General features: G+C 62.7%; 19 protein-coding genes. 10 read left to right on the plus strand and 9 right to left on the minus strand.

Going from position 1 to position 22,406, the window contains the following annotated elements:
* Positions 1 to 35 precede the first annotated feature (35 nt).
* The 4 genes from H281_RS34195 to H281_RS0100590 form a co-directional block, all read right to left on the minus strand.
* Positions 36 to 3,230 (minus strand): efflux RND transporter permease subunit, encoded by a 3,195-nt coding sequence (locus tag H281_RS34195; RefSeq protein WP_020065141.1) that lies wholly within the window; start codon positions 3,228 to 3,230, stop codon positions 36 to 38.
* 15 nt (positions 3,231 to 3,245) lie between these two features.
* Complete coding sequence (locus H281_RS34200) at positions 3,246 to 4,469, minus strand: efflux RND transporter periplasmic adaptor subunit (protein ID WP_063828284.1); 1,224 nt, start codon at positions 4,467 to 4,469, stop codon at positions 3,246 to 3,248.
* A 223-nt stretch (positions 4,470 to 4,692) separates the two neighbouring features.
* A complete protein-coding gene (locus H281_RS0100585; protein WP_020065143.1) occupies positions 4,693 to 5,853 on the minus strand; it encodes an ABC transporter substrate-binding protein in 1,161 nt (386 codons plus the stop codon).
* A 42-nt stretch (positions 5,854 to 5,895) separates the two neighbouring features.
* Positions 5,896 to 6,837 (minus strand): CysB family HTH-type transcriptional regulator, encoded by a 942-nt coding sequence (locus H281_RS0100590; protein ID WP_020065144.1) that lies wholly within the window; start codon positions 6,835 to 6,837, stop codon positions 5,896 to 5,898.
* Positions 6,838 to 7,065: 228 nt separating this feature from the next.
* Between H281_RS0100590 and H281_RS0100595 the strand changes: the two genes are divergently transcribed.
* The 6 genes from H281_RS0100595 to cobA all read left to right on the plus strand — a co-directional run bounded on the left by H281_RS0100595 (position 7,066) and on the right by cobA (position 13,294).
* Positions 7,066 to 8,745 carry a nitrite/sulfite reductase gene (locus tag H281_RS0100595; RefSeq protein WP_020065145.1) on the plus strand — a complete coding sequence of 560 codons (1,680 nt, stop codon included), beginning with the start codon at positions 7,066 to 7,068 and terminating at the stop codon, positions 8,743 to 8,745.
* Positions 8,746 to 8,767: 22 nt separating this feature from the next.
* Positions 8,768 to 9,316, plus strand: coding sequence for a DUF934 domain-containing protein (locus H281_RS0100600; protein ID WP_020065146.1), 549 nt, complete (start codon positions 8,768 to 8,770; stop codon positions 9,314 to 9,316).
* Positions 9,313 to 10,065, plus strand: a complete 753-nt coding sequence (locus H281_RS0100605) for a phosphoadenylyl-sulfate reductase (protein WP_020065147.1) — start codon at positions 9,313 to 9,315, stop codon at positions 10,063 to 10,065. Before H281_RS0100600 ends, H281_RS0100605 begins: the two co-directional genes overlap by 4 nt.
* A 124-nt stretch (positions 10,066 to 10,189) precedes the next feature.
* On the plus strand, positions 10,190 to 11,152 hold the full coding sequence (gene cysD, locus H281_RS0100610) for a sulfate adenylyltransferase subunit CysD (protein ID WP_027775707.1): 963 nt from the start codon (positions 10,190 to 10,192) through the stop codon (positions 11,150 to 11,152).
* Positions 11,153 to 11,169: 17 nt separating this feature from the next.
* Positions 11,170 to 12,486 (plus strand): sulfate adenylyltransferase subunit 1, encoded by a 1,317-nt coding sequence (locus H281_RS0100615; protein WP_027804174.1) that lies wholly within the window; start codon positions 11,170 to 11,172, stop codon positions 12,484 to 12,486.
* Positions 12,487 to 12,538: 52 nt separating this feature from the next.
* The gene (gene cobA, locus H281_RS0100620) at positions 12,539 to 13,294 is read left to right on the plus strand and encodes a uroporphyrinogen-III C-methyltransferase (RefSeq protein WP_020065150.1); all 756 of its coding nucleotides are present in this window, start codon (positions 12,539 to 12,541) and stop codon (positions 13,292 to 13,294) included.
* Positions 13,295 to 13,376: 82 nt separating this feature from the next.
* Here the strand turns inward: cobA and H281_RS0100625 are convergent, their stop codons facing one another.
* From H281_RS0100625 to lptF, 3 genes are read right to left on the minus strand one after another with little or no spacing between them, the layout of a single operon-like run.
* Complete coding sequence (locus H281_RS0100625; RefSeq protein ID WP_020065151.1) at positions 13,377 to 13,757, minus strand: sirohydrochlorin chelatase; 381 nt, start codon at positions 13,755 to 13,757, stop codon at positions 13,377 to 13,379.
* Positions 13,758 to 13,768: 11 nt separating this feature from the next.
* Positions 13,769 to 14,917 (minus strand): LPS export ABC transporter permease LptG, encoded by a 1,149-nt coding sequence (gene lptG / locus H281_RS0100630; protein WP_020065152.1) that lies wholly within the window; start codon positions 14,915 to 14,917, stop codon positions 13,769 to 13,771.
* Between the two features lie 3 nt (positions 14,918 to 14,920).
* The gene (lptF, locus tag H281_RS0100635; protein ID WP_020065153.1) at positions 14,921 to 16,018 is read right to left on the minus strand and encodes an LPS export ABC transporter permease LptF; all 1,098 of its coding nucleotides are present in this window, start codon (positions 16,016 to 16,018) and stop codon (positions 14,921 to 14,923) included.
* Between the two features lie 137 nt (positions 16,019 to 16,155).
* Here lptF and H281_RS0100640 point away from each other — a divergent pair, with 137 nt between their 5' ends.
* The 3 genes from H281_RS0100640 (at position 16,156) to H281_RS0100650 (ending at position 18,967) form a co-directional block, all read left to right on the plus strand.
* Entirely contained in the window at positions 16,156 to 17,667 is a 1,512-nt protein-coding gene (locus H281_RS0100640; RefSeq protein ID WP_020065154.1) for a leucyl aminopeptidase, read from the plus strand.
* Positions 17,668 to 17,746: 79 nt separating this feature from the next.
* Positions 17,747 to 18,163 carry a DNA polymerase III subunit chi gene (locus H281_RS0100645; RefSeq protein ID WP_020065155.1) on the plus strand — a complete coding sequence of 139 codons (417 nt, stop codon included), beginning with the start codon at positions 17,747 to 17,749 and terminating at the stop codon, positions 18,161 to 18,163.
* 90 nt (positions 18,164 to 18,253) lie between these two features.
* The gene (locus H281_RS0100650; RefSeq protein WP_020065156.1) at positions 18,254 to 18,967 is read left to right on the plus strand and encodes a DUF2486 family protein; all 714 of its coding nucleotides are present in this window, start codon (positions 18,254 to 18,256) and stop codon (positions 18,965 to 18,967) included.
* 78 nt (positions 18,968 to 19,045) lie between these two features.
* Here H281_RS0100650 and H281_RS0100655 read toward each other — a convergent pair whose 3' ends face one another.
* Both H281_RS0100655 and ilvD read right to left on the minus strand, forming a co-directional pair.
* On the minus strand, positions 19,046 to 19,387 hold the full coding sequence (locus H281_RS0100655) for a c-type cytochrome (RefSeq protein WP_020065157.1): 342 nt from the start codon (positions 19,385 to 19,387) through the stop codon (positions 19,046 to 19,048).
* A gap of 155 nt (positions 19,388 to 19,542) precedes the next feature.
* Positions 19,543 to 21,216, minus strand: coding sequence for a dihydroxy-acid dehydratase (ilvD, locus tag H281_RS0100660; RefSeq protein ID WP_020065158.1), 1,674 nt, complete (start codon positions 21,214 to 21,216; stop codon positions 19,543 to 19,545).
* A 131-nt stretch (positions 21,217 to 21,347) separates the two neighbouring features.
* Here ilvD and H281_RS0100665 point away from each other — a divergent pair, with 131 nt between their 5' ends.
* The gene (locus H281_RS0100665; RefSeq protein WP_020065159.1) at positions 21,348 to 22,337 is read left to right on the plus strand and encodes a LysR family transcriptional regulator; all 990 of its coding nucleotides are present in this window, start codon (positions 21,348 to 21,350) and stop codon (positions 22,335 to 22,337) included.
* The last annotated feature ends 69 nt before the right edge of the window (positions 22,338 to 22,406 follow it).

The following is a 22,406-nucleotide window of genomic DNA, read 5'->3' on the forward strand; positions in this document are numbered from 1 at the left end:
CTATTACTTTAACAATTTCGCCGACGCCCTGCGGCTCAGCCGGCGCGGCGCCGCAACTTCCGGCGCAACCAGTCCGCCCAATCTTCCAGCACGGTGTACACGACAGGCACGACGACGAGCGTCAATATCGACGACGTAATCACTCCGCCAATCACTGTCTGCCCGAGCGGCCCGCGTTGCTCGCCGCCTTCGCCGAGCGCAGCGGCGAGGGGCAGCATGCCGAAGATCATCGCGAGCGTGGTCATCAGAATAGGTCGCAAGCGCACGCGTGCCGCTTCGAGCAACGCCTCGCGCCGCTCCATCACGCGGCCTTTGCCCGAGGCGTCGAGCAGCGTGCCGCGCCGCGCCTGGTTCGCGAAGTCGACGAGCAGGATCGCGTTCTTGGTGACGAGCCCCATCAGCATCACGAAGCCGATGATCGAAAACATGTTGAGCGTGCTGCCGAACAGCAGCAGTGCGACCAGCACGCCGATCAGCGTAAGCGGTAGCGACGCCATGATCGCGAGTGGCTGTGCGAAGCTCGCGAACTGCGACGCGAGAATCATGTAGATAAAAATAACCGCGAGTGCGAGCGCCTCGACTGCAAACACCAGCGACTCGTTCATGTTCTTGGTCGAACCCTCGAAGCGGTAGCGGTAACCGGCGGGCAGATGCATCGCGTCGAGCGTCTTCGCAATGTCCGACGCGACTTCGCCGGATGAGCGGCCGTTCACGTTCGTGGTCAGCATGACCTCGCGCTGCAGGTCGCGGCGATTCAGCACGTCCGGGCCGGTCGTCTTGACGATGTCCGCGATCTGCCGCAGCGGCACGAGCACCGGTGCACCGTTCGAGTCGGTGCGGTTGGTGGCGATCATCAACCGCGAGAGATCGTCGATGCTTTCGCGTTGCTCGCGCGGCAGGCGCACGCTGACGTCGTAGTCCTGATCGTCGGGCGCCCGCCATGTGCTGATCGCGTCGCCCGAAAGCAGTGGCCGCAATGCAGTGCCGATATCCGCCACGCCCACGCCCAGGTCGGATGCGAGTTCGCGCTTCACATTGATCGCGACGATCGGCTTGTCGGCCTTCAGGCTTGAATCGAGATCCACGAGGCCGCGGATCTTGCGCATGCGAGCCTGCGCCGCCTCGGAGAGCCGGCGCAATTCGTCCATGTTGTCGCCCTGCAAGCTGAGCTGGATCGCCTTCGTACTTCCTGCGCCGTCCGGCATGCCGATTTCGGTCACGGTCACGCCCGCCACCGATGCGAGCCGAGCGCGGAACATCTGATTCAGTTCGGCCACGCCGCGTGTGCGGTCGCGCCGGTCTTTCAGCCGCACGGTAATGAGCGCGTTGTTCTTGCCTTGCGTGTTGCCCGAGTTGACCGTTGCATAGGTGTAGCGCACTTCGGGATAAGTCGCGAGAATCGCCTCGACCTGCTGGACTTTCTTCGACGTGGCTTCGAGCGACGTGCCCACCGGCGTGTTCAAGCCGATCTTCGTGATCGAGAAATCCGCGTTCGGCACGAACTCGGTGCCGACAAAAGGCACGAGAAACAGGCTGCCGAAAAAAGTCGCCGCGGCCACTACGAGCGTGATCGCCCGATGTTCGAGCGACCAGCCGAGCAGGCGTTGATAGAGCGCGCTCAGCTGCGCAATCTGCTTGTCGAACAGGTGTAGCGAGCGTTCGACGAAACGGCCGTAACGATAGCCTTTGCGGCCTGTGTCCGCGTCGTGGAGATCGGGGTCCGGCCAGATCGACGAGAGCATTGGATCGAGCGTGAACGAGACGAACATCGAAATCAGCACGGCGGCGGCAACCGTAATGCCGAACTGATGGAAGAAGCGGCCGATGATGCCGCCCATGAAGCCGACCGGCAAAAATACCGCGACAATCGAGAAGGTCGTGGCGAGCACCGCCAGTGCGATTTCTTTTGTGCCGTCGAGCGCCGCCGTGCGATGGTCGGCGCCGAGTTGTACGTGCCGCACGATGTTTTCGCGCACCACGATTGCGTCGTCGATCAGAAGGCCCACGCATAGCGACAGCGCCATCAGCGTAATGACATTGATCGTGAAGCCGCACGCGTACATCACTGCGAACGTGCCGATGAGCGCGATCGGCAGCGTAAGACCTGTGATAACCGTGCTGCGCCACGAGCCCAGAAACAGGAACACGATGAACACCGTCAGCAAAGCGCCTTCGAACAACGTGCGCTTAACTTCATTGACGCTCTCTTCGATGTTGATCGACGAGTCGTCGGTGATGTCGAGCTTTACGCCTGGCGGCAACTGCGGCTGCAAGCGCGCGACTTCCGCGCGCACGCCATGTGCGACGTCGACCGTGTTCTCGCCTTGCGCCTTGATGATCGACAGAAACAACGCGCGCCGGCCGTTGAGCAGCGCCATGCTGTCCGCTTCCTGCTGACCGTCGATCACGTCGGCGACCTGATCCAGCGTCACCGGCTGCGAGGTGGACGAAGCCGTAGGGATCGCCGACTGCGCGCCGCGCCGGGCGACGATGATCCGCTTGAAGTCGGCCGGCGTCTCGAAGCGGCCCTTTACCTGCACCGTCTGCTCGACGCTGTTCGACGTGAGCGGCCCGGCTGGAATCTCCTGGTTCTCGTTTTGCACCGCGCGGATCACCTGATCCACGCCGACCGAAAGCGCCTGCAGTTTCTGCGGGTTCACGTCGATTTGCACTTGCCGCTTCACGCCGCCGACAAGCGACACCGAGCCGACACCGCGCACGGTCTCCAGCCGCTTGCGCACGATCTGATCGGCGACGGTGGTGAGATCGCGCGTGGACAGCGACGCGCCCGGCGCATTCGAGACCGCAACCGTCACGATCGGCATATCAGCCGGGTCGTAGCGCAATACGCGCGGCTCCTTGACGCCGTCGCGCAGGTCGGGGCGGATCAGCGCGATCTTGTCGCGCACGTCCTGCGCGGCCTGCACCGCATCCACCGCGAGATCGAACTGCACGATCACGACCGATTGCGCGTCGTACGAACGCGACGTGATCTGATCGATGCCGCTGATCGTGTTGATGGCTTCCTCGATCTTGCGCGTGACGTCCGACTCGACCGATTCGGGCGATGCGCCCGGATACGCCGTCTGCACGACGACGATCGGGAACGTGATGTCGGGGAACTGATCGACCTTGAGCCGCTGATACGAGAACAGACCTATCACGAGGAAGGCCATCATCATCATCGTGGCGAGCACCGGGTTGCCGATGCTGATGCGGGTGAACCACATGGGCGAGGGCTCTGCTCAGCGCTGGCCGGAACCGGGCGCGCCGGTCGCCGGTGCTGGGGCTGGGCTCGGAACTGGAATTGGAACCGGCCTGGATGCAGGCGCCGTGGCTCCCGCCGCGGGCACCATATGCACGGTGCTGCCGATGCGCAACGAGCCGAGATTGTTCTTCACGATCTGCTGGCCGGGTGTCAGTGGGCCGCCGACGATCTCGGTCCACGTGCCGCCGTCGGCGTCGCCGGTGATTCCGGTCTGCACCGGCTGTTCCACGAGCTTGCCGCCGACGAGCGCATAGACGCTATGGCGTGCGGCGTCGGTACGCACGGCGGTGGCGGGCACCGCCAGCACGTTTTCCCTGCTGCCGACCGAGATAGTGCCGGTGCCGAACATGCCCACACGCAATGTGCCCGAAGGATTCGCCACCCGGACATACACCATGATCGAGCGCGAACCGGGCTGCGCGGCGGGATTGATGCGAGTGATTGCGCCTTGTACCGGCCCGTCGATGCCGTCGAACATGATCTGCACCGGCTGGCCGATCCGTACGCGGCCGATCTCGCCGACCGGCACCGGCGCTTCGAGTTCGAGTGTGCGCAGATCGACCACGTCGAAGAGCTTGGTATCCACGGCGACCTTTTCGCCTGGCTCGACCGAACGCGACGCAATCTGCCCGTTGAGCGGCGAGCGCACCACGGTGTCGGCGAGCGACAGATTCGACGACGCGAGCGCCGCGCGCGCCGCATCGAGATTCGCACGCGCTATCTCGTACTGGCTTTGCGCAGTGTCGAACGCGTTCTTCGAAATGAAACCTTTCTCCACCAGCACGCGATTGTTTTCGAGCGTTTGCCTTGCAATGTCCAGTTGCCCCACCATTGCGGCCATCTGACCGCGGCTTTGCTCGGCGCGCGCCACGTAGTCGCGCGCATCGATCTTCGCGAGAATCTGGCCGCTCTGCACAGCGTCGCCTTCGCGCACGGCGACTTCCAGTGCCGAACCGGCGACCTTCGATTTGACGGCGGCTTGCGTGACGGCGCGCAGCGAGCCGGTAAGAGGCAGCGTCTGGACGAGCGAGCGGCGGCTGACCGTGGTGAGATCGTCGGGAGAGAATTCGATCACGGAAGACGCCGTGTCCGCCGTGGTGGCGGGCGTTTCGCGCTTTCTGATCGCCTGGGCTATCGCGATGGCGAGAATCACGACGGCAACCACGGCGGCGATGATGATGCGTTTTCTGGTCTTTAGCATGCGCGATCTGACGGACTTCACGGATTGGCGATACACGCGGATTCGGCGGTGGCCCGAGAGGCGGCGGCCTGAGGCACGGGCGCGCCGCGCGCTCGTCGCGCAATCGGCAAGTTAGCCTGAGCCCGCGCTCACCGCAAGCTGGCCGTCAGCATGGTACACGGAGGTTGCGGCGCGCAAGACCGAGCCCGCGGCGCCCCTCGAGCGTGCGCACGCAGAACAAGGCTTACTGACTCAGATAAACGAACTTGCCGTTCCTGATGATGCCCATCACGCTCGCGCGCTGATCCAGCCCTACGTGGTCCTTCGCGCTCGTATTGACGACGCCGTTCGGCACCACCAGTTCATGCGCGTGTTCCAGTTCGTTGCGCAACGCCACGCGGAAGGCCTCCGTGCCAGGCTGCGCGGTCTTGAGCGCGCGCGTGACCGCGTCCTGCAAACGCGGATAGACGCCGGCTGCATCGCCCGCGAATTGCGTGACGCTGCCCGGCCCGTACTTCGCCTCGTACTCGTTCGCGAACGCGAGCGCCGCCTTTTTCGCAGGATGATCGGCCGGCAACGTGCGCGCGACGACGACCGGCTGCGTCGGGAACAGCGTGCCTTCCACGTCCTTGCCGCCGAGCTTGATGAATTCCGGCGTTGCGATGCCATGCGTCTGGTAGATCGGCCCTTTGAAACCGCGCTCGATCAGCGTGCGCTGCGGCAACACGGTCGGCGTGCCCGCGCCTGCGATCAGGATCGCGTCGGGCTTCGCGGCCATCAGCTTGAGAACCTGGCCCGTCACGCTCGCGTCGGTGCGGTTACAGCGCTCGGTCGCGACCAGTTGAATGTGGCGCAGCGCCGCGAATTTGCTGAACTCGTTGAGCCAGCTCTCGCCGTAGCCGTCCGCGAAACCAATGAAACCAACTGTCTTGACGTTGTGGTTCGACATGTAGCGCGTCATCACGTCGGCCATCGCGCTGTCGGTCTGCGCCATCTTGTACGCCCACACCTTCTTGCCTTCCTGCGGCTCCACGACGCTCGCCGAGCCGATCAGCGTGATCATCGGCGTCTGGCTTTCGGCGACCGGATCGAGCGCGGCCATCGCCGCGGGCGTGATGTTCGGGCCGACGATCACGTCGACGTGATCTTCGTTGATCAGCTTACGGATGTTGCGCACGGCGGCGCCGGGGTCCGAGGCGTCGTCGAGAAAAATGTAGTCGGCTTTCTGGCCGGCGATGGTGGCCGGCCACATCAGCATGGCGTTCTTGCTCGTAATGCCTATCACCGCGGCGGGGCCGGTGCTCGACAGATCGATGCCGACCTTGATGTCGGCGTGCGCGGCGGTGGCGAACAAAAGAGCGCCGAGAGCGGCGAGGCCGCGAAGTTTGTTGTTATGCGACGTCATCGATGGGTCTCCGTAGCGGGATAGCAGGAAGCGGTGGTGAGTTCAAAGTTCGTAGGTTTCGTGTTCGCCCTTGAGCGCCTGTTCGATCAGCTTGCGGTTCATGCTCGGCGACAGCAGTTCGACGAGCGTGTACACGTAGCTGCGCAGATACGCGCCCTGTTTGAGCGCGACTCGCGTCACATTGCTGCCGAACAGGTGGCCGACCGGCATTGCCCGCAAATGGCGGTCGCGCTCGGCGTTGAATGCGATGTCCGCCATGATGCCGACGCCGAGGCCCAGTTCCACGTAGGTTTTGATCACGTCGGCGTCGATGGCCTCCAGCACGATATCCGGGTGCAGCCCGCGCAGCCGGAACGCCTCGTTGATCTTGGTACGGCCGGCGAACGCGTTGTCGTAAGTAATCAGCGGATATTGGGTCAGATCGTCCAGCGACAGAAGTTTGCGGTCGAGCAGAGGATGGTCCGGTTGCATCACCGCAACGTGGTGCCACTGAAAGCACGGCAGCGAGACCAGTTCTTTATAGTTAGCGATCGCTTCCGTCGCAATGGCGAGGTCCGCCTGGTCGTGCAGCACCATCTCGGCGACCTGCGTCGGGCTTCCTTGCAGTATCGAAAGGTGGACCTTGGGAAAGCGTTTCTTGAATTCGGCGATGGCGGCCGGCAGCGAGTAGCGCGCCTGGGTATGCGTGGCGGCGATCACGAGGTTGCCCTGGTCCTGCGCCGCGTAGTCTTTACCGACGCGCTTCAGGCTTTCGACTTCCTGCAAGATCCGCTCAACCGACTGAAGAATGATCCGGCCCGGCTCGGTGAGCGAGCGAACGCGCTTGCCGTGGCGTGTGAAGATTTCGACGCCCAGTTCGTCCTCGAGCTCGATGATCGCCTTCGAAACGCCTGGCTGGCTTGTATACAGCGCCTTGGCTGCTTCGGTCAGGTTGAAGTTCTGCCGCACAGCCTCGCGGACGAAGCGGAACTGATGCAGGTTCATATATAACCTCTCCGCATATCAAAAGAATTTTTTAGTCGTTTGAAATATAAGGCGAGTTTATTACGATCTGTCCATCTTTTTCAATATGGATATCTGTATTTGTTATAAGCAAATGAGAGATAGGTCTAAACCCTGACTCGATCCAGCTGACAAACACAGATGTTCAGAGCGCGGCGAAACCGGATCGCCTCGTGTCACGCGGTAACGCAAAAAAATTGGGGTCCCCGAATGTACCAATACGATCAGTACGACCAGACCATCGTCGATGAACGGGTCGCGCAGTACGCCGATCAGGTTCGCCGCCGTCTGTCGGGCGAATTGAGCGAAGAGGAGTTCCGTCCGCTGCGGCTGCAGAATGGCCTGTACTACCAGCGCCACGCGTACATGCACCGCATCGCGATTCCGTACGGCAATCTGCGCAGCGACCAGCTTCGCATGCTCGCGCAGATCGCGCGCGAGCATGACCGGGGCTACGGCCACTTCTCCACGCGTTCGAACATCCAGTACAACTGGATCAAGCTCGAGGAAACGCCGGAGATTCTGCGCAAGCTCGCGTCGGTGCAGATGCACGGCATTCAGACCTCGGGCAATTGCATCCGCAACATCACCGCCGATCAGTTCGCGGGCGTGGCGCCGGACGAATTCGTCGATCCGCGTCCCTGGGCGGAAATTCTGCGTCAATGGTCGACGTTCCATCCCGAATTCGCGTGGCTGCCGCGCAAGTTCAAGATCGCCGTGTCCGGTTCGCACGAAGACCGTGCCGCCGTGCAGATTCATGACATGGGCGTGTATGTGAAGCGCAATGCTCAGGGCGAACTCGTGGTCGACATTCTGGCGGGCGGCGGTCTGGGCCGCACGCCGATCGTCGGCGCGGTGATCCGCAAAGACCTGCCATGGCAACACCTGCTGACGTACAGCGAAGCCGTGCTGCGTGTGTACAACCGCTACGGCCGCCGCGACAACATGTACAAGGCGCGCATCAAGATTCTCGTGAAGGCGCTCTCTCCGGAGAAGTTCGCCGCGCAGGTCGAGGAAGAATGGCAGCACCTGAAGGACGGCCCTTCGACGCTCACGCAGGCCGAGTTGGATCGCGTGTCGCAATATTTCCAGCCGCCGGTGTACGAGAAGCTGGCCGACACGGACGCTTCGTTCGAAAAGCATCTGCTGGAAAACCGCGCGTTCGCCCGCTGGGTCGAGCGCAATGTGCGTCCGCATAAGGTTTCGGGCTATGCAGCGGTCACGCTGTCGCTGAAGAACGGCGTAGTCGCGCCGGGCGACGCCACCGACGCGCAAATGGAAGCGGTCGCCGATTGGGCCGACGAGTACTCGCTGGGCGAGATCCGCGTGTCGCACGAACAGAACCTGATTCTCGCGAACGTCAAAAAGCGCGACCTGTTCGCGTTGTGGGAAAAGGCCAAGGCACAAGGTTTCGCCACGCCGAACATCGGCTTGCTGACCGACATCATCGCGTGCCCGGGTGGCGATTTCTGCTCGCTCGCGAATGCGAAGTCGATTCCGATTGCGCTCGCCATCCAGGAACGTTTCAACGATCTCGATTACGTGTACGACCTGGGCGACGTATCGCTGAACATCTCGGGTTGCATCAACGCTTGCGGTCATCATCACGTCGGCAATATCGGCATTCTGGGCGTCGATAAGGACGGCTCGGAGTGGTATCAGGTGACGCTCGGCGGCGAGCAGGGTACAGGCGCAAGCGGCGCTCAGCTGGGCCGCGTGATCGGCCCGTCGTTCTCGGCGGAAGAAATGCCGGACGTGATGACGAAGGTGATCGACACGTTCGTTGAAAACCGCCACGAAGGCGAGCGTTTCATCGACACGTACACCCGCATCGGCATGGCTCCGTTCAAGGAACGCGTGTACGCGTCGCGTCAACCGGCTCACGCGTAACCGCGCAAAGGATAAAGAACAGATGGCTTCTATCATCAAGAACCGCGCGATCGTCAACGATGACTGGGCGCTCGTGCGCCCGGCGGAAGACGGCTCGCTGCCCGCGGTGAACGAACTGCCGGCTGGCCGCGTGCTGGTGCCGCTCGCGTTGTGGAAGGCAGAGCGCGATGCGTTGAGCGCTTCGCGCAGCGCCGCTGAGCTCGGCGTGTGGCTCGCGCCGGACAGCGAACCGGCGGACATTGCCGGCGACTTCGACAAGCTTGCAGTGATCGCCGTGGACTTCCCGGTGTTCCGTGACGGCCGCGGCTATAGCATCGGCCGCCTGCTGCGTGAGCGTTATGGCTACAAGGGCGAACTGCGCGCGATCGGCGACGTGCTGCGCGACCAGGTGCGTTTGATGTTCCGTTGCGGCTTCGACGCTTTTGCGGTGCGCGCGGACAAGGACATCAGCGACGCGCTGAAAGCATTCGACGATTTCACCGTGCAATACCAGGGCGCGTTCGACGAGCCGGCGCCGCTGTTCCGCCGCCGCGCAGCTTCGTCCTCTGCTTCGCAGAAGGTTTCGGCATGAGCGCCGCCTCGTTGCAATCGCTCACACCGGAACTCGCCGCGAAGGTCGAGCGCCTTGACGCGCTGCTCGATTCGATCGCTGCTCGTCACTCGAACGTCAAGCTCGCAAGCAGTCTCGCCGCCGAAGACATGTTGCTCACGCATGCGATCTTGTCGCGCGGCGTGAAGATCGGCATCTTCTCGCTGAATACGGGCCGCTTGCATGCCGAGACGCTCGGCATGATCGATCGTGTGAAAGAGCGCTATGGCTACGACATCGAGCAGTTTCATCCGCAGGCTGCCGCGATTGACGAATACGTCGCGTCGCATGGGCTGAATGCTTTCTATGAGAGCGTCGATCTGCGCAAGCGCTGCTGCGAAATCCGCAAGGTCGAGCCGTTGAACCGTGCGCTGTCGGACGTCAGCGCGTGGGTGACGGGCCAGCGTCGGGAGCAGTCGGTGACGCGTGCCGAATTGCACGAGGAAGAACACGACGCCGCGCGCAACATCGCGAAGTTCAATCCGCTGACCGACTGGACCGAGGCTGAGGTCTGGGACTATCTGAAAGCGTTCGACGTGCCGGTGAATCCGCTGCATGCGCGCGGTTATCCGAGCATTGGCTGCGAGCCTTGCACGCGTGCGGTGCGTCCGGGCGAAGATAGCCGGGCCGGACGCTGGTGGTGGGAATCGCGCGATACGAAGGAATGCGGCCTCCACATCACGACGATTACGCCGATTGCAGTCGACCGCGGCGAGAACGCTCCGGCCTGACGCATTGCCTGAATTGTGTTGCGTCGAGGACTTGGCTTTGCCACTTCACGCCGCACATACCGAATTGAATATCAGCGCTTTCACGGGCAACCGCTCGACAAGCGAATCAACGAAGGACCCAAACATGAGCACCACGCTCGATTCCACTGTCAACGCTCCGCTTGCCAACACGGCGAACCGGATGGATCACCTCGATTGGCTCGAAGCCGAGTCGATTCATATCCTGCGCGAACTGGTTGCCGAATGCAGCAAGCCCGCGCTGCTGTTTTCGGGCGGCAAGGACTCGGTCGTCGTGCTGGCGCTCGCGCTGAAGGCCTTCGGCATCGGCGCAAATCGCAAGACCGTGCTGCCGTTCCCGCTCGTGCATATCGACACCGGTCATAACTACGACGAAGTGATCGACTTCCGCGACCGTCGCGCGAAAGAGATCGGCGCGGAACTGGTGGTCGGCCACGTTGAAGATTCGATCAAGCGCGGCACGGTGCGTTTGCGCCGAGAAACGGATTCGCGCAACGCGGCGCAAGCCGTCACGCTGCTCGAAACCATCGAACAGCACGGCTATACCGCGCTGATCGGCGGCGCGCGCCGTGACGAAGAGAAAGCCCGTGCGAAAGAGCGCATTTTCTCGTTCCGCGACGAGTTTGGCCAGTGGGATCCGAAAGCGCAGCGCCCGGAACTGTGGAGCCTGTATAACGCGCGTCTGCACAACGGCGAGCATCTGCGTGTGTTCCCGATCTCGAACTGGACCGAACTCGACGTGTGGCAATACATCGCTCGCGAAAAGCTCGAACTGCCGTCGATCTACTACGCGCACCAACGCGAGATCGTGCGACGCAATGGCCTGCTCGTGCCGGTCACACCGCTCACGCCGATGCGCGAAGGCGAAGTCAGCGAAACGGCACAGGTGCGCTTTCGCACCGTCGGCGATATTAGCTGCACGTGCCCGGTCGAGAGCGACGCGGACGATCTGGAGAAGATCATCGCCGAAACGGCCGTGACGGAAATCACGGAACGCGGCGCGACGCGGATGGACGACCAGGTCTCCGAAGCCGCGATGGAACAGCGTAAGAAGCAGGGTTATTTCTAAGCACACGAGGCAATGCAATCATGAATATTCATCAACCGGAAGACCTCGGCGTGCTTCGCTTCATTACCGCTGGCAGCGTGGACGACGGCAAGAGCACGTTGATCGGCCGCCTGCTGTACGACAGCAAAGCCGTTTTGAGCGATCAGCTTTCCGCACTGTCGCGCGCCAAGAACAAGCGCACCGTGGGCGACGAAATCGATCTGTCGCTGCTGACCGACGGCCTCGAAGCCGAGCGCGAGCAGGGCATTACGATCGACGTCGCCTATCGTTACTTCGCGACCGCGAAGCGCAAGTTCATCATCGCCGATACGCCGGGCCACGAGCAGTACACGCGCAACATGGTGACGGGCGCGTCGACCGCGCACGCGGCGATCATTCTGGTCGACGCAACGCGGGTGACGTTCGTGGACGGCGTCGCCCAATTGCTGCCGCAAACCAAGCGTCATAGCGCGATCGTCAAGCTGCTCGGCCTGCAGCACGTGATCGTTGCGATCAACAAGATGGATCTGGTCGAATACAGCGAAGCGCGGTTCAACGAGATCCGCGACGCGTATGTGGATCTCGCGCGTCAGCTCGGCTTGAGCAACGTGCGCTTCGTGCCGGTGTCGGCGCTGAAGGGCGACAACATCGTGACGGCGAGCGAAAGCATGCCGTGGTATGCGGGCGAGCCGCTGCTCGATCTGCTCGAAGCGTTGCCGGTCGAAGTGCCGACGGGCCAGGCGCTGCGTTTCCCGGTGCAATGGGTCGCGCGTCAGGATGGCAGCCAGGCCGACGATTTCCGCGGCTACATGGGCCGTGTGGAAGCGGGTGAGGTCAAGGTGGGCGACACGATCGTCGTGTTGCCGGCCAACCGCGAAGCGACGGTTGCGGAGATCATCGCGCCGGTGGTCGGCGGCACGGCGCAGGTGGATCGCGCGTTCGCCGGTCAAACGGTGACGATCCGTCTCGCGGAAGACGTGGACGTGTCGCGCGGCGATACCTTCGTTCTGCGCGAAGCGGCTCCGGAACCGGCGAAGAAACTCGAAGCCGACCTGTGCTGGTTCGACGACACGCCGCTTTCCACGCAACGCAAGTATCTGCTGAAGCAGACCACCAATACGGTGTTCGCGCGCATCGGCGCGATCAAGGAAGTGCTCGACGTGCATACGCTGTCGCAGTCGACGGATCGCCGCGAACTGGCGATGAACGATATCGGCCGCGTCGCGTTGACGTTGCAAAAGCCGTTGGTGTGCGACGTGTATGACTCGCATCAGGGCACGGGCGCGTTCGTGCTGATCGACGAAGCGACGCATCACACGGTCGCGGCCGGGATGATCCGGGCGTTTTCCGCGTAATCACTGGCGCAGCCGCGCACCGCGAACGCCACTGACGAACAGGCTGAGGCAAATGGGTAAGGTTTATCTGATCGGTGCTGGACCCGGCGCTGCGGACCTGATTACGGTGCGCGGCGCGCGGCTGCTCGCGACCGCCGATGTGGTCCTGCACGACGCGCTGGTGGAGCCCGCGATGCTCGATTACGCGCCGTCCAGCGCGCGCCGGATTGCGGTGGGCAAGCGCTGCGGACAACTCTCGACGGCGCAGCAGTTCATCAACAAGCAGATCGTGGATGCCGCGTTGGAGCACGAGGTGGTGGTCCGCCTGAAGGGGGGCGATCCGATGCTGTTCGGTCGCGCCGATGAGGAGATGCGCGCTCTCGAGGCGGCCGGCATCGAGTATGAGGTCGTGCCCGGCATTACGGCGGCGCTGGCAAGCGCCGCCTCGCTCAAGCGCTCGCTGACCTTGCGCGGCGTATCGCGCAGTGTCGCGCTGGCGACGTTCAGCCGCGCGCCGGGCTCCGACGAAATCCGCGAGCAGGTGAACGCCGATTCGCTCGTGTTTTACATGGGCCGCGATAGCGGCGTTGAGATTGCGCAGCAATTGATCGATGCGGGCAAGCCCGTTTCCACGCCTGTCGCGATTGTCGAGGCTTGCAGTACCGAGCGTGAGCGGATGTTGACGCTGACGCTCGAAAGGCTTGCTGCTGGCGAAGCGCAAAGATGGGTGGATGCTTCGCAGCCGAGTCTGGTGATGATTGGGGAGGCGTTTGCTGAGCGGCAGATCAGCGCGCTTCAGTCTGCGAGTGGGATGTTAGTGGCGGCTTAGGTTTTCGACTGCGTTTCCGATTCAAGGCGCTGCTCGGCCCGGTTCGAACGTGTCGCCCCAATCGGCCCCGCGAACAGCGTTCTTAAACCTGCCGCAAACAATACGCTGCAACTGCGTCCAGAACCGCTTCGTCCTCGCCGACCGCCACCGCACAGCGAATTTCGACAGCCGGGTAGAGCCCCCGGCACCGCTCGATTAACTCGGGCAAATCCTTCCTGATATGTCCGCCTTGCCCGAAGAACACGGGCACCACGGTGACGAGCGCGCAACCTTGCGTAGCAAGCTGTCCGATAGCCGTGGGCAAATCCGGTTCCATCAATTCGAGAAAGGCGAGGCTCACTGCCTGCGCGCCTTCATCGTGCGCTCGTGCGGCTATTAACTTCTGCGCCAGCCTCTCAAACGGCTCGCGCCAGCGCGCATCTCTCGCGCCATGTCCGAACAACACCAATCCATGCGTAGCCATGACAAAGGCTCCTAGTGCCGGTCAACCCATTTCAATCCGACGAGACCCAGCACCAGATACACCAGCCCTGGGGTTGCCGCCGTTAGCGGCGCGGGCCAGGTGTTGAGCGTGCCGATATGCGAGAACAGCGTGTTGAACAACTGGAAGCTCATGCCGAGCATGATCCCGCCGAACACCTTCATGCCGACCACGCCGGCCCGCGTATGCAGATACGCGAAGGGCAGCGACAGCACCAGCATCACGAACACGGCAAACGGATACAGCACCTTGCGCCACAGCGCGATCTCGTAACGCTGCGTGTCCTGATGATTCTCGGTCAGATGCTGGATGTAGCGGAACAGATTGAACATCGACATGCGGTCCGGCGACACGAGCAGCACCGAAAGAATCTGCGGCGTAAGCTCTGAGCGCAACGAGTATTCAGGCAGCGCAACCTGCTTTGCACGATACACGGGGTTGAGCGCGTCGGCCGGCGTGCCCGGAGGCGGCGGCACGTCGATTAATTGCGTATCGGTCACGCCGGTCAATTGCCAATGCCCCGGCGGCTGATATACGCCGGACTTCGCAATGCGCACATTCGAGAGCCGGAACTTCGAATCGAACTCGTAAATCCGTACGTTACTGATTGTCGCGTCCGGCTTCAGTTCGCCGACGTTCACGAAGCGCGTAACCTGCTCGCCGTCCGCGCGCGCCGTGAGCGTGTCTTTCACCCACACGCCCGACTGGAAGTTGCTCGATACCGACGACCCCAGCGCCTCCAGCCGCACACGCTCCGACAACTGATCCGTGTACGGACCGACCACTTCGCCGATCAGATACGTGAGAAACACGAGCGGAATGCCGATCTTCAGCAGAGACCGCAATGCCTGATTGGTGGCGAGCCCCGACACGCGGAAAATCGTGTACTCGGAGTTCGCCGCCATTTGCGCAAACACGTAGATCGCGCTGATCAACGCGGCAACCGGAATGATTTCGTAGAAGCGCGACGGCGTTTGCAGCGCGACGCGCAGTACCGCGTACTGGAATTTATAGTTGCCGTGGCCGACCGAGTTCAGTTCGTTAATCAGGTCGAAGAAAAAGAACAGGCCCGAAAACGCGAACAGAATGAAGATGAACGTGAGATAGATCTGACGCGCGAAGTACCTTTCATAGATGCGCATCGGTCACGCTCCCTGCGAACGGGTGAACATGGCCCGCGTGAACAGCGGCCGGTTGCGCACGCGCAGCCAGAAGATGAACGCGACAACCGCGGCCACGATCACATGCAGACTCACGAGTCCAACCCCGAACGACATCTTGCCTTGCTCGATCCACGACTGGACGACGTTCAACAGATTCGAATAGGTCAGATAGATCAGCACGGCCATGACAAGATTGATCGTGCGGCTGCGCCGCGGGTTCTGATGCGCAAGCGGAATGGCGAGCAGCATCAGGTTGATCGCGATGAGCGGCAGACCGGCGCGCCATGCGAACTCCGCGAGATTGTCTCTGGTCGGATTGCGCAGCAGCGTGAGCGTGGGCGTGCCGGTGGTGCTCGTCGTATTGACGACCGGCTGGCTCTCGATTTTGACGCCGTAACGCTCGAACTCCATGATGCGGAAATCCGGGTGTCCCGGTTCGCCCTCATAGCGGCGGCCGTTTTCCAGAACCACAAAGCGGTCGCCGTTCTTATGCGTTTCGGTGTGGCCGTTCTTGGACACGACCACGTTGACCTTGCCGTTCTCCGTGCTCGTTACGAACACGTTCTCCACATGGCCCTGGTCGGGCGACATCTTCTCGATGAAGAACACGCGGTGAGTGCTCGCCGATTCGCGGAACTGGCCGGGCGCGAGCAGCGAAACTTCGTCGCGCTGTTGAAAACGCGCGCGGATCAGCTTGCTCTGCTGGTTGGACCACGGCCAGCCGACGAACACGAAGAACATGATGAGAATGATGATCGGCGTGGCGAAGATGCCAATCGGCTTGATGAACTGCGTGAGACTCACGCCCGAAGACAGCCACACGACCATTTCGGAGTCTTTGTACCAGCGTGTCAGCACGAACAGGATCGACACGAACAGTGTGGCGACGAGCATGATGGCCAGATAGCCGATCACGGTCAGCCCGATCAGGACCAGCACGTCGCGCGGGTCGATCTCGCCCTGCGCCGCGAAGCCGACGATGCGGATCATCATCGTGGTCAGCACGAGCGTGAGGAGAACCATGAACACGGCACCAGCCGTATACGCGAGTTCGCGCTGGAGGGAGCGTTCGAAGATCATTATTGATGACGAGAGGGGGCGCTCTCAGCGACGCGCGGGTTGCTTCCCGTCACGCCTCCGGTGCAGCCGCCGCGGGAAAAATAGCGGATAATTGCGGCTTTCATCCTAAGCCCAGATTTTATCCGAGGACAAGCGCGATGGACTTTAGCATAAAAGCCTGTGATTGGACCAAAGGCTCGTCAAACGGTTTCCTCACCGGGAAATCCGATTGCATCGTAATCGGCGTGTTCGAGTCGCAAACGCTCTCGGGCGCGGCACTTGAGATCGACGCGGCCACCAAGGGCCTCCTGACCCGCATCATCAAGGCGGGCGACATGGACGGCAAAGCGGGCACCACGCTGTTCCTGCACGAAGTCTCGGGTATCGGCGCGTCGCGTGTGCTGCTCGTAGGCCTCGGCAAACAGGACGCTTTCAGTCAGAAAGCCTATGGCGAAGCCGTGCGCGCGGCGTGGCGCGCGCTGCTCGCCACGAAGGTCGTGCAGGTCACCTTCACGCTGGCCCAACTGCCTATCCTCGAGCGTACGGCCGACTGGGGCGTGCGCGCCGCGATCCTCGCGCTGCGCGAACTGACCTATAAGTTCACGCAAATGAAGAGCAAGCCGGACAACTCTGCGCGCGCACTGAAGCGCATTGTCTTCAGCGTGAATACAGGCGACGAGAAAGCCGCCAAGCTCGCGGCAAAGCAGGGCGCGGCGCTTGCCAACGGCATGGATCTCACGCGCGACCTCGGCAATCTGCCGAGCAACGTCTGCACGCCGACCTATCTCGCGAACACGGCGAAGAAGCTTGCCAAAGACTGGAAGCTGAAGGTCGAAGTGCTCGGCGAAAAACAGTGCGAAGCGCTGAAGATGGGCTCGTTCCTGTCGGTCACGGCCGGCTCTGTCGAACCCGCGCAGTTCATCGTGCTGCAGTACCAGGGCGGCGCCGCGAAGGCCGCGCCGGTGGTGCTGGTCGGCAAGGGCGTGACGTTCGACACGGGCGGCATTTCGCTCAAGCCAGGCGAAGGCATGGACGAGATGAAGTACGACATGTGCGGCGCCGGTTCGGTGCTGGGCACGTTGCGCGCGGTCGCCGAAATGGGCCTGAACATCAACGTGGTCGGCATCATTCCCGCGGTCGAGAACATGCCCTCGGCCACGGCCACCAAGCCGGGCGACATCGTCACCAGCATGAAGGGTTTGACGATCGAAGTGCTGAACACCGACGCGGAAGGACGCCTGATTTTGTGCGACGCGCTCACTTATGCGGAGCGCTTCAAGCCCGCTGCGGTGATCGACATCGCCACGCTGACGGGTGCTTGCATCATCGCGCTCGGCCATCACAACAGCGGCCTCTTCTCCAAAGACGACGCGCTCGCGGGCGAGTTGCTCGACGCATCGCGTGAGGCATCCGACCCGGCCTGGCGCCTGCCGCTCGACGACGAGTATCAGGAACAGCTGAAGTCGAATTTCGCCGATCTGGCCAACATCGGCGGGCGTCCGGCGGGCAGCGTCACGGCGGCGTGCTTTCTGTCGCGCTTCACCGACGCGTATCCGTGGGCGCACCTCGACATCGCCGGCACCGCATGGAAGAGCGGAGCGGCGAAGGGCGCGACAGGTCGTCCGGTACCGCTCCTCGCGCAGTTCCTGATCGACCGCGCCGCACAATGACGCATCGCAGTAACGTTGGACGCGTGGCACGCTTGGCACGTGCCCGAGCGATCGCACCGCGCGCCAGCAGGAGTCGCCGATGACGAGAATCGATTTTCACTCGAACGTCGGCGACTCGCTGCTGTATGCATGCCGCCTGGTGCGCAAGGCGTATCAGGCGGGACAGCCCACCATCGTCGTTGCCGAGCCGGAGCGCCTGCGCGCTTTCGACGAACAGTTGTGGACCTTTTCCGCGCTCGACTTCGTGCCGCACTGCATGGCCGGCACGCCGCTCGCCGCGCAAACGCCGATCGTGCTGGCCACGAATCTCGACGACGTCCCTCATCATCAGGTGCTGCTCAATCTGGGCGCGAGCGTGCCCGCGCAATTCGCGCGCTTCGAAAGATTGCTGGAAGTGGTCGGTAACGCACACGACGAGCTCGCTGCGGGCCGCGAACGCTACCGCTTCTATCGCGATCGCGGCTATGCTTTGAACAACTACAAGCAGGGCGGTTAGGTTTCCGTTCCGCGTCGCGTTGTGCCCTGTCGAGGCGATTCGGCGCATACGCGGCCTGCTTTCGCTACGACTCAAATACGGAGGGCGCAGGTGTCCGATCCCAACGATAACTCCATCCCGGTTCTGAGCGAGGTGCTGGTGCCGGGCCATGTGGCCCAACGTCGCGAGCCGCAGGCCGGCGCCGCTGCTCCGGCTGCTGCGCCAGCGGAGACGCCGCTGCGTGAAGCGGAAACGCTTCGTCAGCCGGACGTCACCGCGGAGCCCGAACTTGCGCCGCAGCCGGTCCTCACACCGGAGGAAACGCGTGCGCCGGAGCCGGTGCTTGCGCCGCAGCCTTTGGGGACTGCGGCTAACGTTGCCGTAACCGATAAGGCGCGTTCGACGGCCGATCATGCTCATGCCACGAACAAACCGCGGCCGCATGTTTCGGCCGCAGCCGACCATACGCATGACGACGCGCTGGCAGCGTCCGCAGCCACGTTTGATCGGACGGAACCGCCGCCGCCGTTTGAAGCCGCCGCGACGGTGCCGCCGGATATCGCTCAGGAACTTGATACGAACGGCGAATCCGCTGTCGATGCCGAACGCATCGCCGAACGGCTGCGTGAGCGGGTCGCGGGATTCCTCGCGGGCGAAGGGCGCGGTGTCATCGAAGCACGCTGTCGCAGCGCTGTCGAAGAGCACGCAACGCGGCTCGTCGATCAGATCACGCGTGAAGTCGTATCGACTCTTGAGAACCAGATGACCGGTTGGGTACGCGAAGCGGTTGAAGCGGAGATTGCCCGTCGATCGGGCGGCGCGTGACAGTCGATGCAGCGGTGCCCCGCGCGTGGCGCGACGCATCGAGCCCCGCTCACGCCAAGGCTAATGAATCAGCCGGGATCATTTAAGCGTGAGCACCCAGCCCGCCAGCGCAGCCGCCTGCTCGGGCGTAAGTTGCGTATTCGCGGGCATGGGCACCGGGCCCCATACGCCCGTGCTGCCGTCCAGAATCTTGTGCTTCAGATAGATAGCGGCGTCTTCGCGGCCGGCATATTTCGCGGCGACATCGTGCAGCGCCGGCCCCATGAACGGACGCGAGACCGAGTGGCAGCTCATGCAGTTCTGCTGTTGGGCAAGCGCAAGTCCCATCGGCGCCTCGGCATGCGCGGCCGGGCTGATGCCGATCGACATTGTCACGAATGCAACAGCCGTTGCAAGCACCGTACACGACATTGATTTCATTCTGGTCTCCGCCGGTGCGGTTGCCCGGCTTGTGGTCAGAACATTATAAAAGGAAAGGGGCGCACGGTTTTTCGTGCGCCCCTTTCGCTTTTACGTAGGGCTTGACCGGGCTTCACGCTCGCGGGTGACCGCAAGTGCGGTCCTGGCTCGTTGCCTCAGCCGGTTATGGCGCCCTTGTTGGCCGGCAGTGCGAGAGCCGAGTACTTCGCCAGCACGCCACGCGTATAACGCGGTTGCGGTTGCTGCCATGCGGCGCGGCGGCGCTGAAGTTCGGCGTCGTCGACATTCAGTTGCAGGAGCAGCTTGTGCGCGTCGATCGTGATCGAGTCGCCTTCCTGCACGAGGCCGATCGTGCCGCCCACGAATGCTTCGGGTGCGACGTGACCAACCACCATGCCCCACGTGCCGCCTGAAAAGCGTCCGTCGGTAATGAGGCCGACGCTTTCGCCGAGACCCTTGCCGATGATCGCCGAAGTCGGCGCCAGCATTTCCGGCATGCCCGGGCCGCCCTTGGGGCCGAGGTAGCGCAACACGACGACGTCGCCGGCAACGATCTTGTCGGCGAGAATCGCTTCAAGCGCGCTTTGCTCGTCGTCGAATACGCGGGCCGGACCCGTAATCACCGGGTTCTTCAGGCCCGTGATCTTCGCGACCGCGCCGTCTTCGGCCAGGTTGCCCTTCAGGATTGCGAGGTGGCCTTCCTTGTACAACGCCTGATCGATCGGAAAGATCACCTTCTGATCCGCGCGCGGCCTGGACGGCACGTCCTTCAGTTCTTCAGCGAGCGTCTTGCCGGTGATGGTGATGCAGTCGCCATGCAGCAGACCCGCGTCGAGCAGGATCTTCATGACTTGCGGAATGCCGCCGGCTTTGTGCAGGTCGGTGGCGACGTACTGGCCCGAGGGCTTCAGGTTGCAGATCACCGGCACCTTTTTGCGCATGCGCTCGAAGTCCTCGATGGTCCACTCGACTTCCGCCGCGTGCGCGATTGCGAGAAAGTGCAGCACGGCATTGGTCGAGCCGCCGGTCGCCATGATCACGGCCACGGCGTTTTCAATCGACTTCTTCGTGATGATGTCGCGCGGCTTCAGATCTTTCTTGACGGCTTCAACAAGTACGCGCGCCGATTCAGCGGCCGAGTCGACCTTTTCCTGATCGGGATTGGCCATTGTCGACGAATAGAGCAGCGACATGCCGAGCGCCTCGAACGACGAGCTCATCGTGTTGGCGGTGTACATGCCGCCGCATGATCCCGTCGACGGGCACGCATTGCGTTCGACGCCTTCGAAGTCTTCCTGCGACATCCGGCCTGCCGTGAATTCGCCGACGGCTTCGAACGACGACACGATCGTCAGATCCGTGCCCTTCCAGTTGCCCGGACGGATCGTGCCGCCATACACGTAAATGCCCGGCACGTTCATGCGCGCGAGGCCGATCATGCCGCCCGGCATGTTCTTGTCGCAGCCGCCGATCACGACCACGCCGTCCATCCATTGGCCCTGCACGCATGTCTCGATACAGTCCGCGATGACTTCCCGCGACACGAGCGAGTACTTCATGCCCTCGGTGCCCATGGACATGCCGTCGGAAATAGTCGGCGTGCCGAAGATCTGCGGATTCGCGTCCGCGCCCTTGACGGCGGCCACGGCAGCGTCGGCAAGTCGCTGAAGACCGGCGTTGCACGGCGTGATGGTCGAATGGCCGTTGGCGATGCCGATCATCGGCTTGTCGAAATCTTCTTTCTGATAGCCGAGTGCGTAGTACATCGAGCGGTTCGGCGAACGGGCCACGCCTTGCGTGATGTTCTTCGAACGACGGTTGTAGGGCATGAGGATCTCCGGTCTGTTTGTTTTGCTGGTCGGTCCAGTGTAGTTCGGACCCGTCAGGCAAGAATGCAATTTTGCGATGTGCGTGTCCAATATATTATTGACGGCCGAATAGGTCGTAAAATGTATTAATCATGCTGCCTGCCGTTCCTGACCTGCGTCAATTGCGCTATTTCGTGACCGTCGCCGAAGAAAAGCACTTCGGCCGCGCGGCCGCGCGCCTTTCAATGACCCAGCCGCCTCTGTCGCAGGCAATCCGTGCGCTGGAGGAAACGCTTGGGGTGGAGCTGTTCGCGCGCACCAAGCGGTCCGTTGAATTGACGCCTGTGGGCGCGGATCTGCTGCCAGAGGTGCAGCGTCTGCTGGCGGGTGCGGAGGGCTTGCGGCCGCTTGCACAGAGCCTCGCGCGCGGCGAGGCGGGCGTGCTGTCGCTCGCATTCGTTTCGACGGCGGACTATGGCTTGTTACCGCTTTTGCTGCGCGACTTTGGCGCGCGCTATCCGCGCGTGCGGCTTGAACTCACCGAAGCAACGAGCGACGTGCAGGTGGACGAACTCGTCGCCGGACGCATCGACGCGGGGCTCGTGATTGCCCCCGCGCCGTCGCGTCATGCCGCGCAACTTTCGTGGCTGCCGATCGCGCGCGAGCCGCTCGTGATCGCCATGTCGACCGACACGGCGGCGCGCGTGGCGGCCAGTGGCGGCGCTGCAGGCGGTAGCGGCGACCCGCATGCGGAGTGGCTCGACACGCCGGTCAGCCTGCGTGAGCTTGCTGATGCACCGCTCGTCATCTTCCCAAGACGTTTGGCGCCAGGCTTTTATGACATCATTATGGATTGCTACGGCGTGGCGGGGCTTCAGCCGCGGGTCGGGCAGGAGGCGATCCAGATGCAGACCATCGTGAGCCTCGTGTCGGCCGGCATGGGTGTCGCACTGGTGCCGCAATCGTTGCGTAACCTGCGCCGGACCGGCGTCGTGTACCGGCCGTTGTCCGAGTCGGTGCCCGCTATCGAAACCGGGCTCGTGTGGCGAACCGCGAAAGTGAGCCCGGTGCTGGCGGGCTTCATCGAAATCGTGCGGGCGCATGCGGCGAGTGCCGATGGGCAAGCTGCCCGCGTACCGTAATTAACGTGACTGCGGCGAACGCATTGCATGCGCAGCCGTCCAATGCAGACGGCGCAAGCCGCGCCTTAT

Source organism: Paraburkholderia caledonica, assembly GCF_000383275.1.
Taxonomy (GTDB): domain Bacteria; phylum Pseudomonadota; class Gammaproteobacteria; order Burkholderiales; family Burkholderiaceae; genus Paraburkholderia; species Paraburkholderia caledonica.

Bases quoted from the DNA above. Each gene is read 5' to 3' on its own strand.
- lptF (WP_020065153.1), bottom strand. From the start codon at position 16,018: ATGATCTTCGAACGCTCCCTCCAGCGCGAACTCGCGTATACGGCTGGT.
- H281_RS0100585 (WP_020065143.1), bottom strand. From the start codon at position 5,853: ATGACGTCGCATAACAACAAACTTCGCGGCCTCGCCGCTCTCGGCGCT.
- lptG (WP_020065152.1), bottom strand. From the start codon at position 14,917: ATGCGCATCTATGAAAGGTACTTCGCGCGTCAGATCTATCTCACGTTC.
- H281_RS0100655 (WP_020065157.1), bottom strand. From the start codon at position 19,387: ATGAAATCAATGTCGTGTACGGTGCTTGCAACGGCTGTTGCATTCGTG.
- cysD (WP_027775707.1), top strand. From the start codon at position 10,190: ATGAGCACCACGCTCGATTCCACTGTCAACGCTCCGCTTGCCAACACG.
- H281_RS0100665 (WP_020065159.1), top strand. From the start codon at position 21,348: ATGCTGCCTGCCGTTCCTGACCTGCGTCAATTGCGCTATTTCGTGACC.
- ilvD (WP_020065158.1), bottom strand. From the start codon at position 21,216: ATGCCCTACAACCGTCGTTCGAAGAACATCACGCAAGGCGTGGCCCGT.
- H281_RS0100645 (WP_020065155.1), top strand. From the start codon at position 17,747: ATGACGAGAATCGATTTTCACTCGAACGTCGGCGACTCGCTGCTGTAT.
- H281_RS0100600 (WP_020065146.1), top strand. From the start codon at position 8,768: ATGGCTTCTATCATCAAGAACCGCGCGATCGTCAACGATGACTGGGCG.
- cobA (WP_020065150.1), top strand. From the start codon at position 12,539: ATGGGTAAGGTTTATCTGATCGGTGCTGGACCCGGCGCTGCGGACCTG.
- H281_RS34195 (WP_020065141.1), bottom strand. From the start codon at position 3,230: ATGTGGTTCACCCGCATCAGCATCGGCAACCCGGTGCTCGCCACGATG.
- H281_RS0100590 (WP_020065144.1), bottom strand. From the start codon at position 6,837: ATGAACCTGCATCAGTTCCGCTTCGTCCGCGAGGCTGTGCGGCAGAAC.
- H281_RS34200 (WP_063828284.1), bottom strand. From the start codon at position 4,469: ATGCTAAAGACCAGAAAACGCATCATCATCGCCGCCGTGGTTGCCGTC.
- H281_RS0100625 (WP_020065151.1), bottom strand. From the start codon at position 13,757: ATGGCTACGCATGGATTGGTGTTGTTCGGACATGGCGCGAGAGATGCG.
- H281_RS0100605 (WP_020065147.1), top strand. From the start codon at position 9,313: ATGAGCGCCGCCTCGTTGCAATCGCTCACACCGGAACTCGCCGCGAAG.
- H281_RS0100595 (WP_020065145.1), top strand. From the start codon at position 7,066: ATGTACCAATACGATCAGTACGACCAGACCATCGTCGATGAACGGGTC.
- H281_RS0100640 (WP_020065154.1), top strand. From the start codon at position 16,156: ATGGACTTTAGCATAAAAGCCTGTGATTGGACCAAAGGCTCGTCAAAC.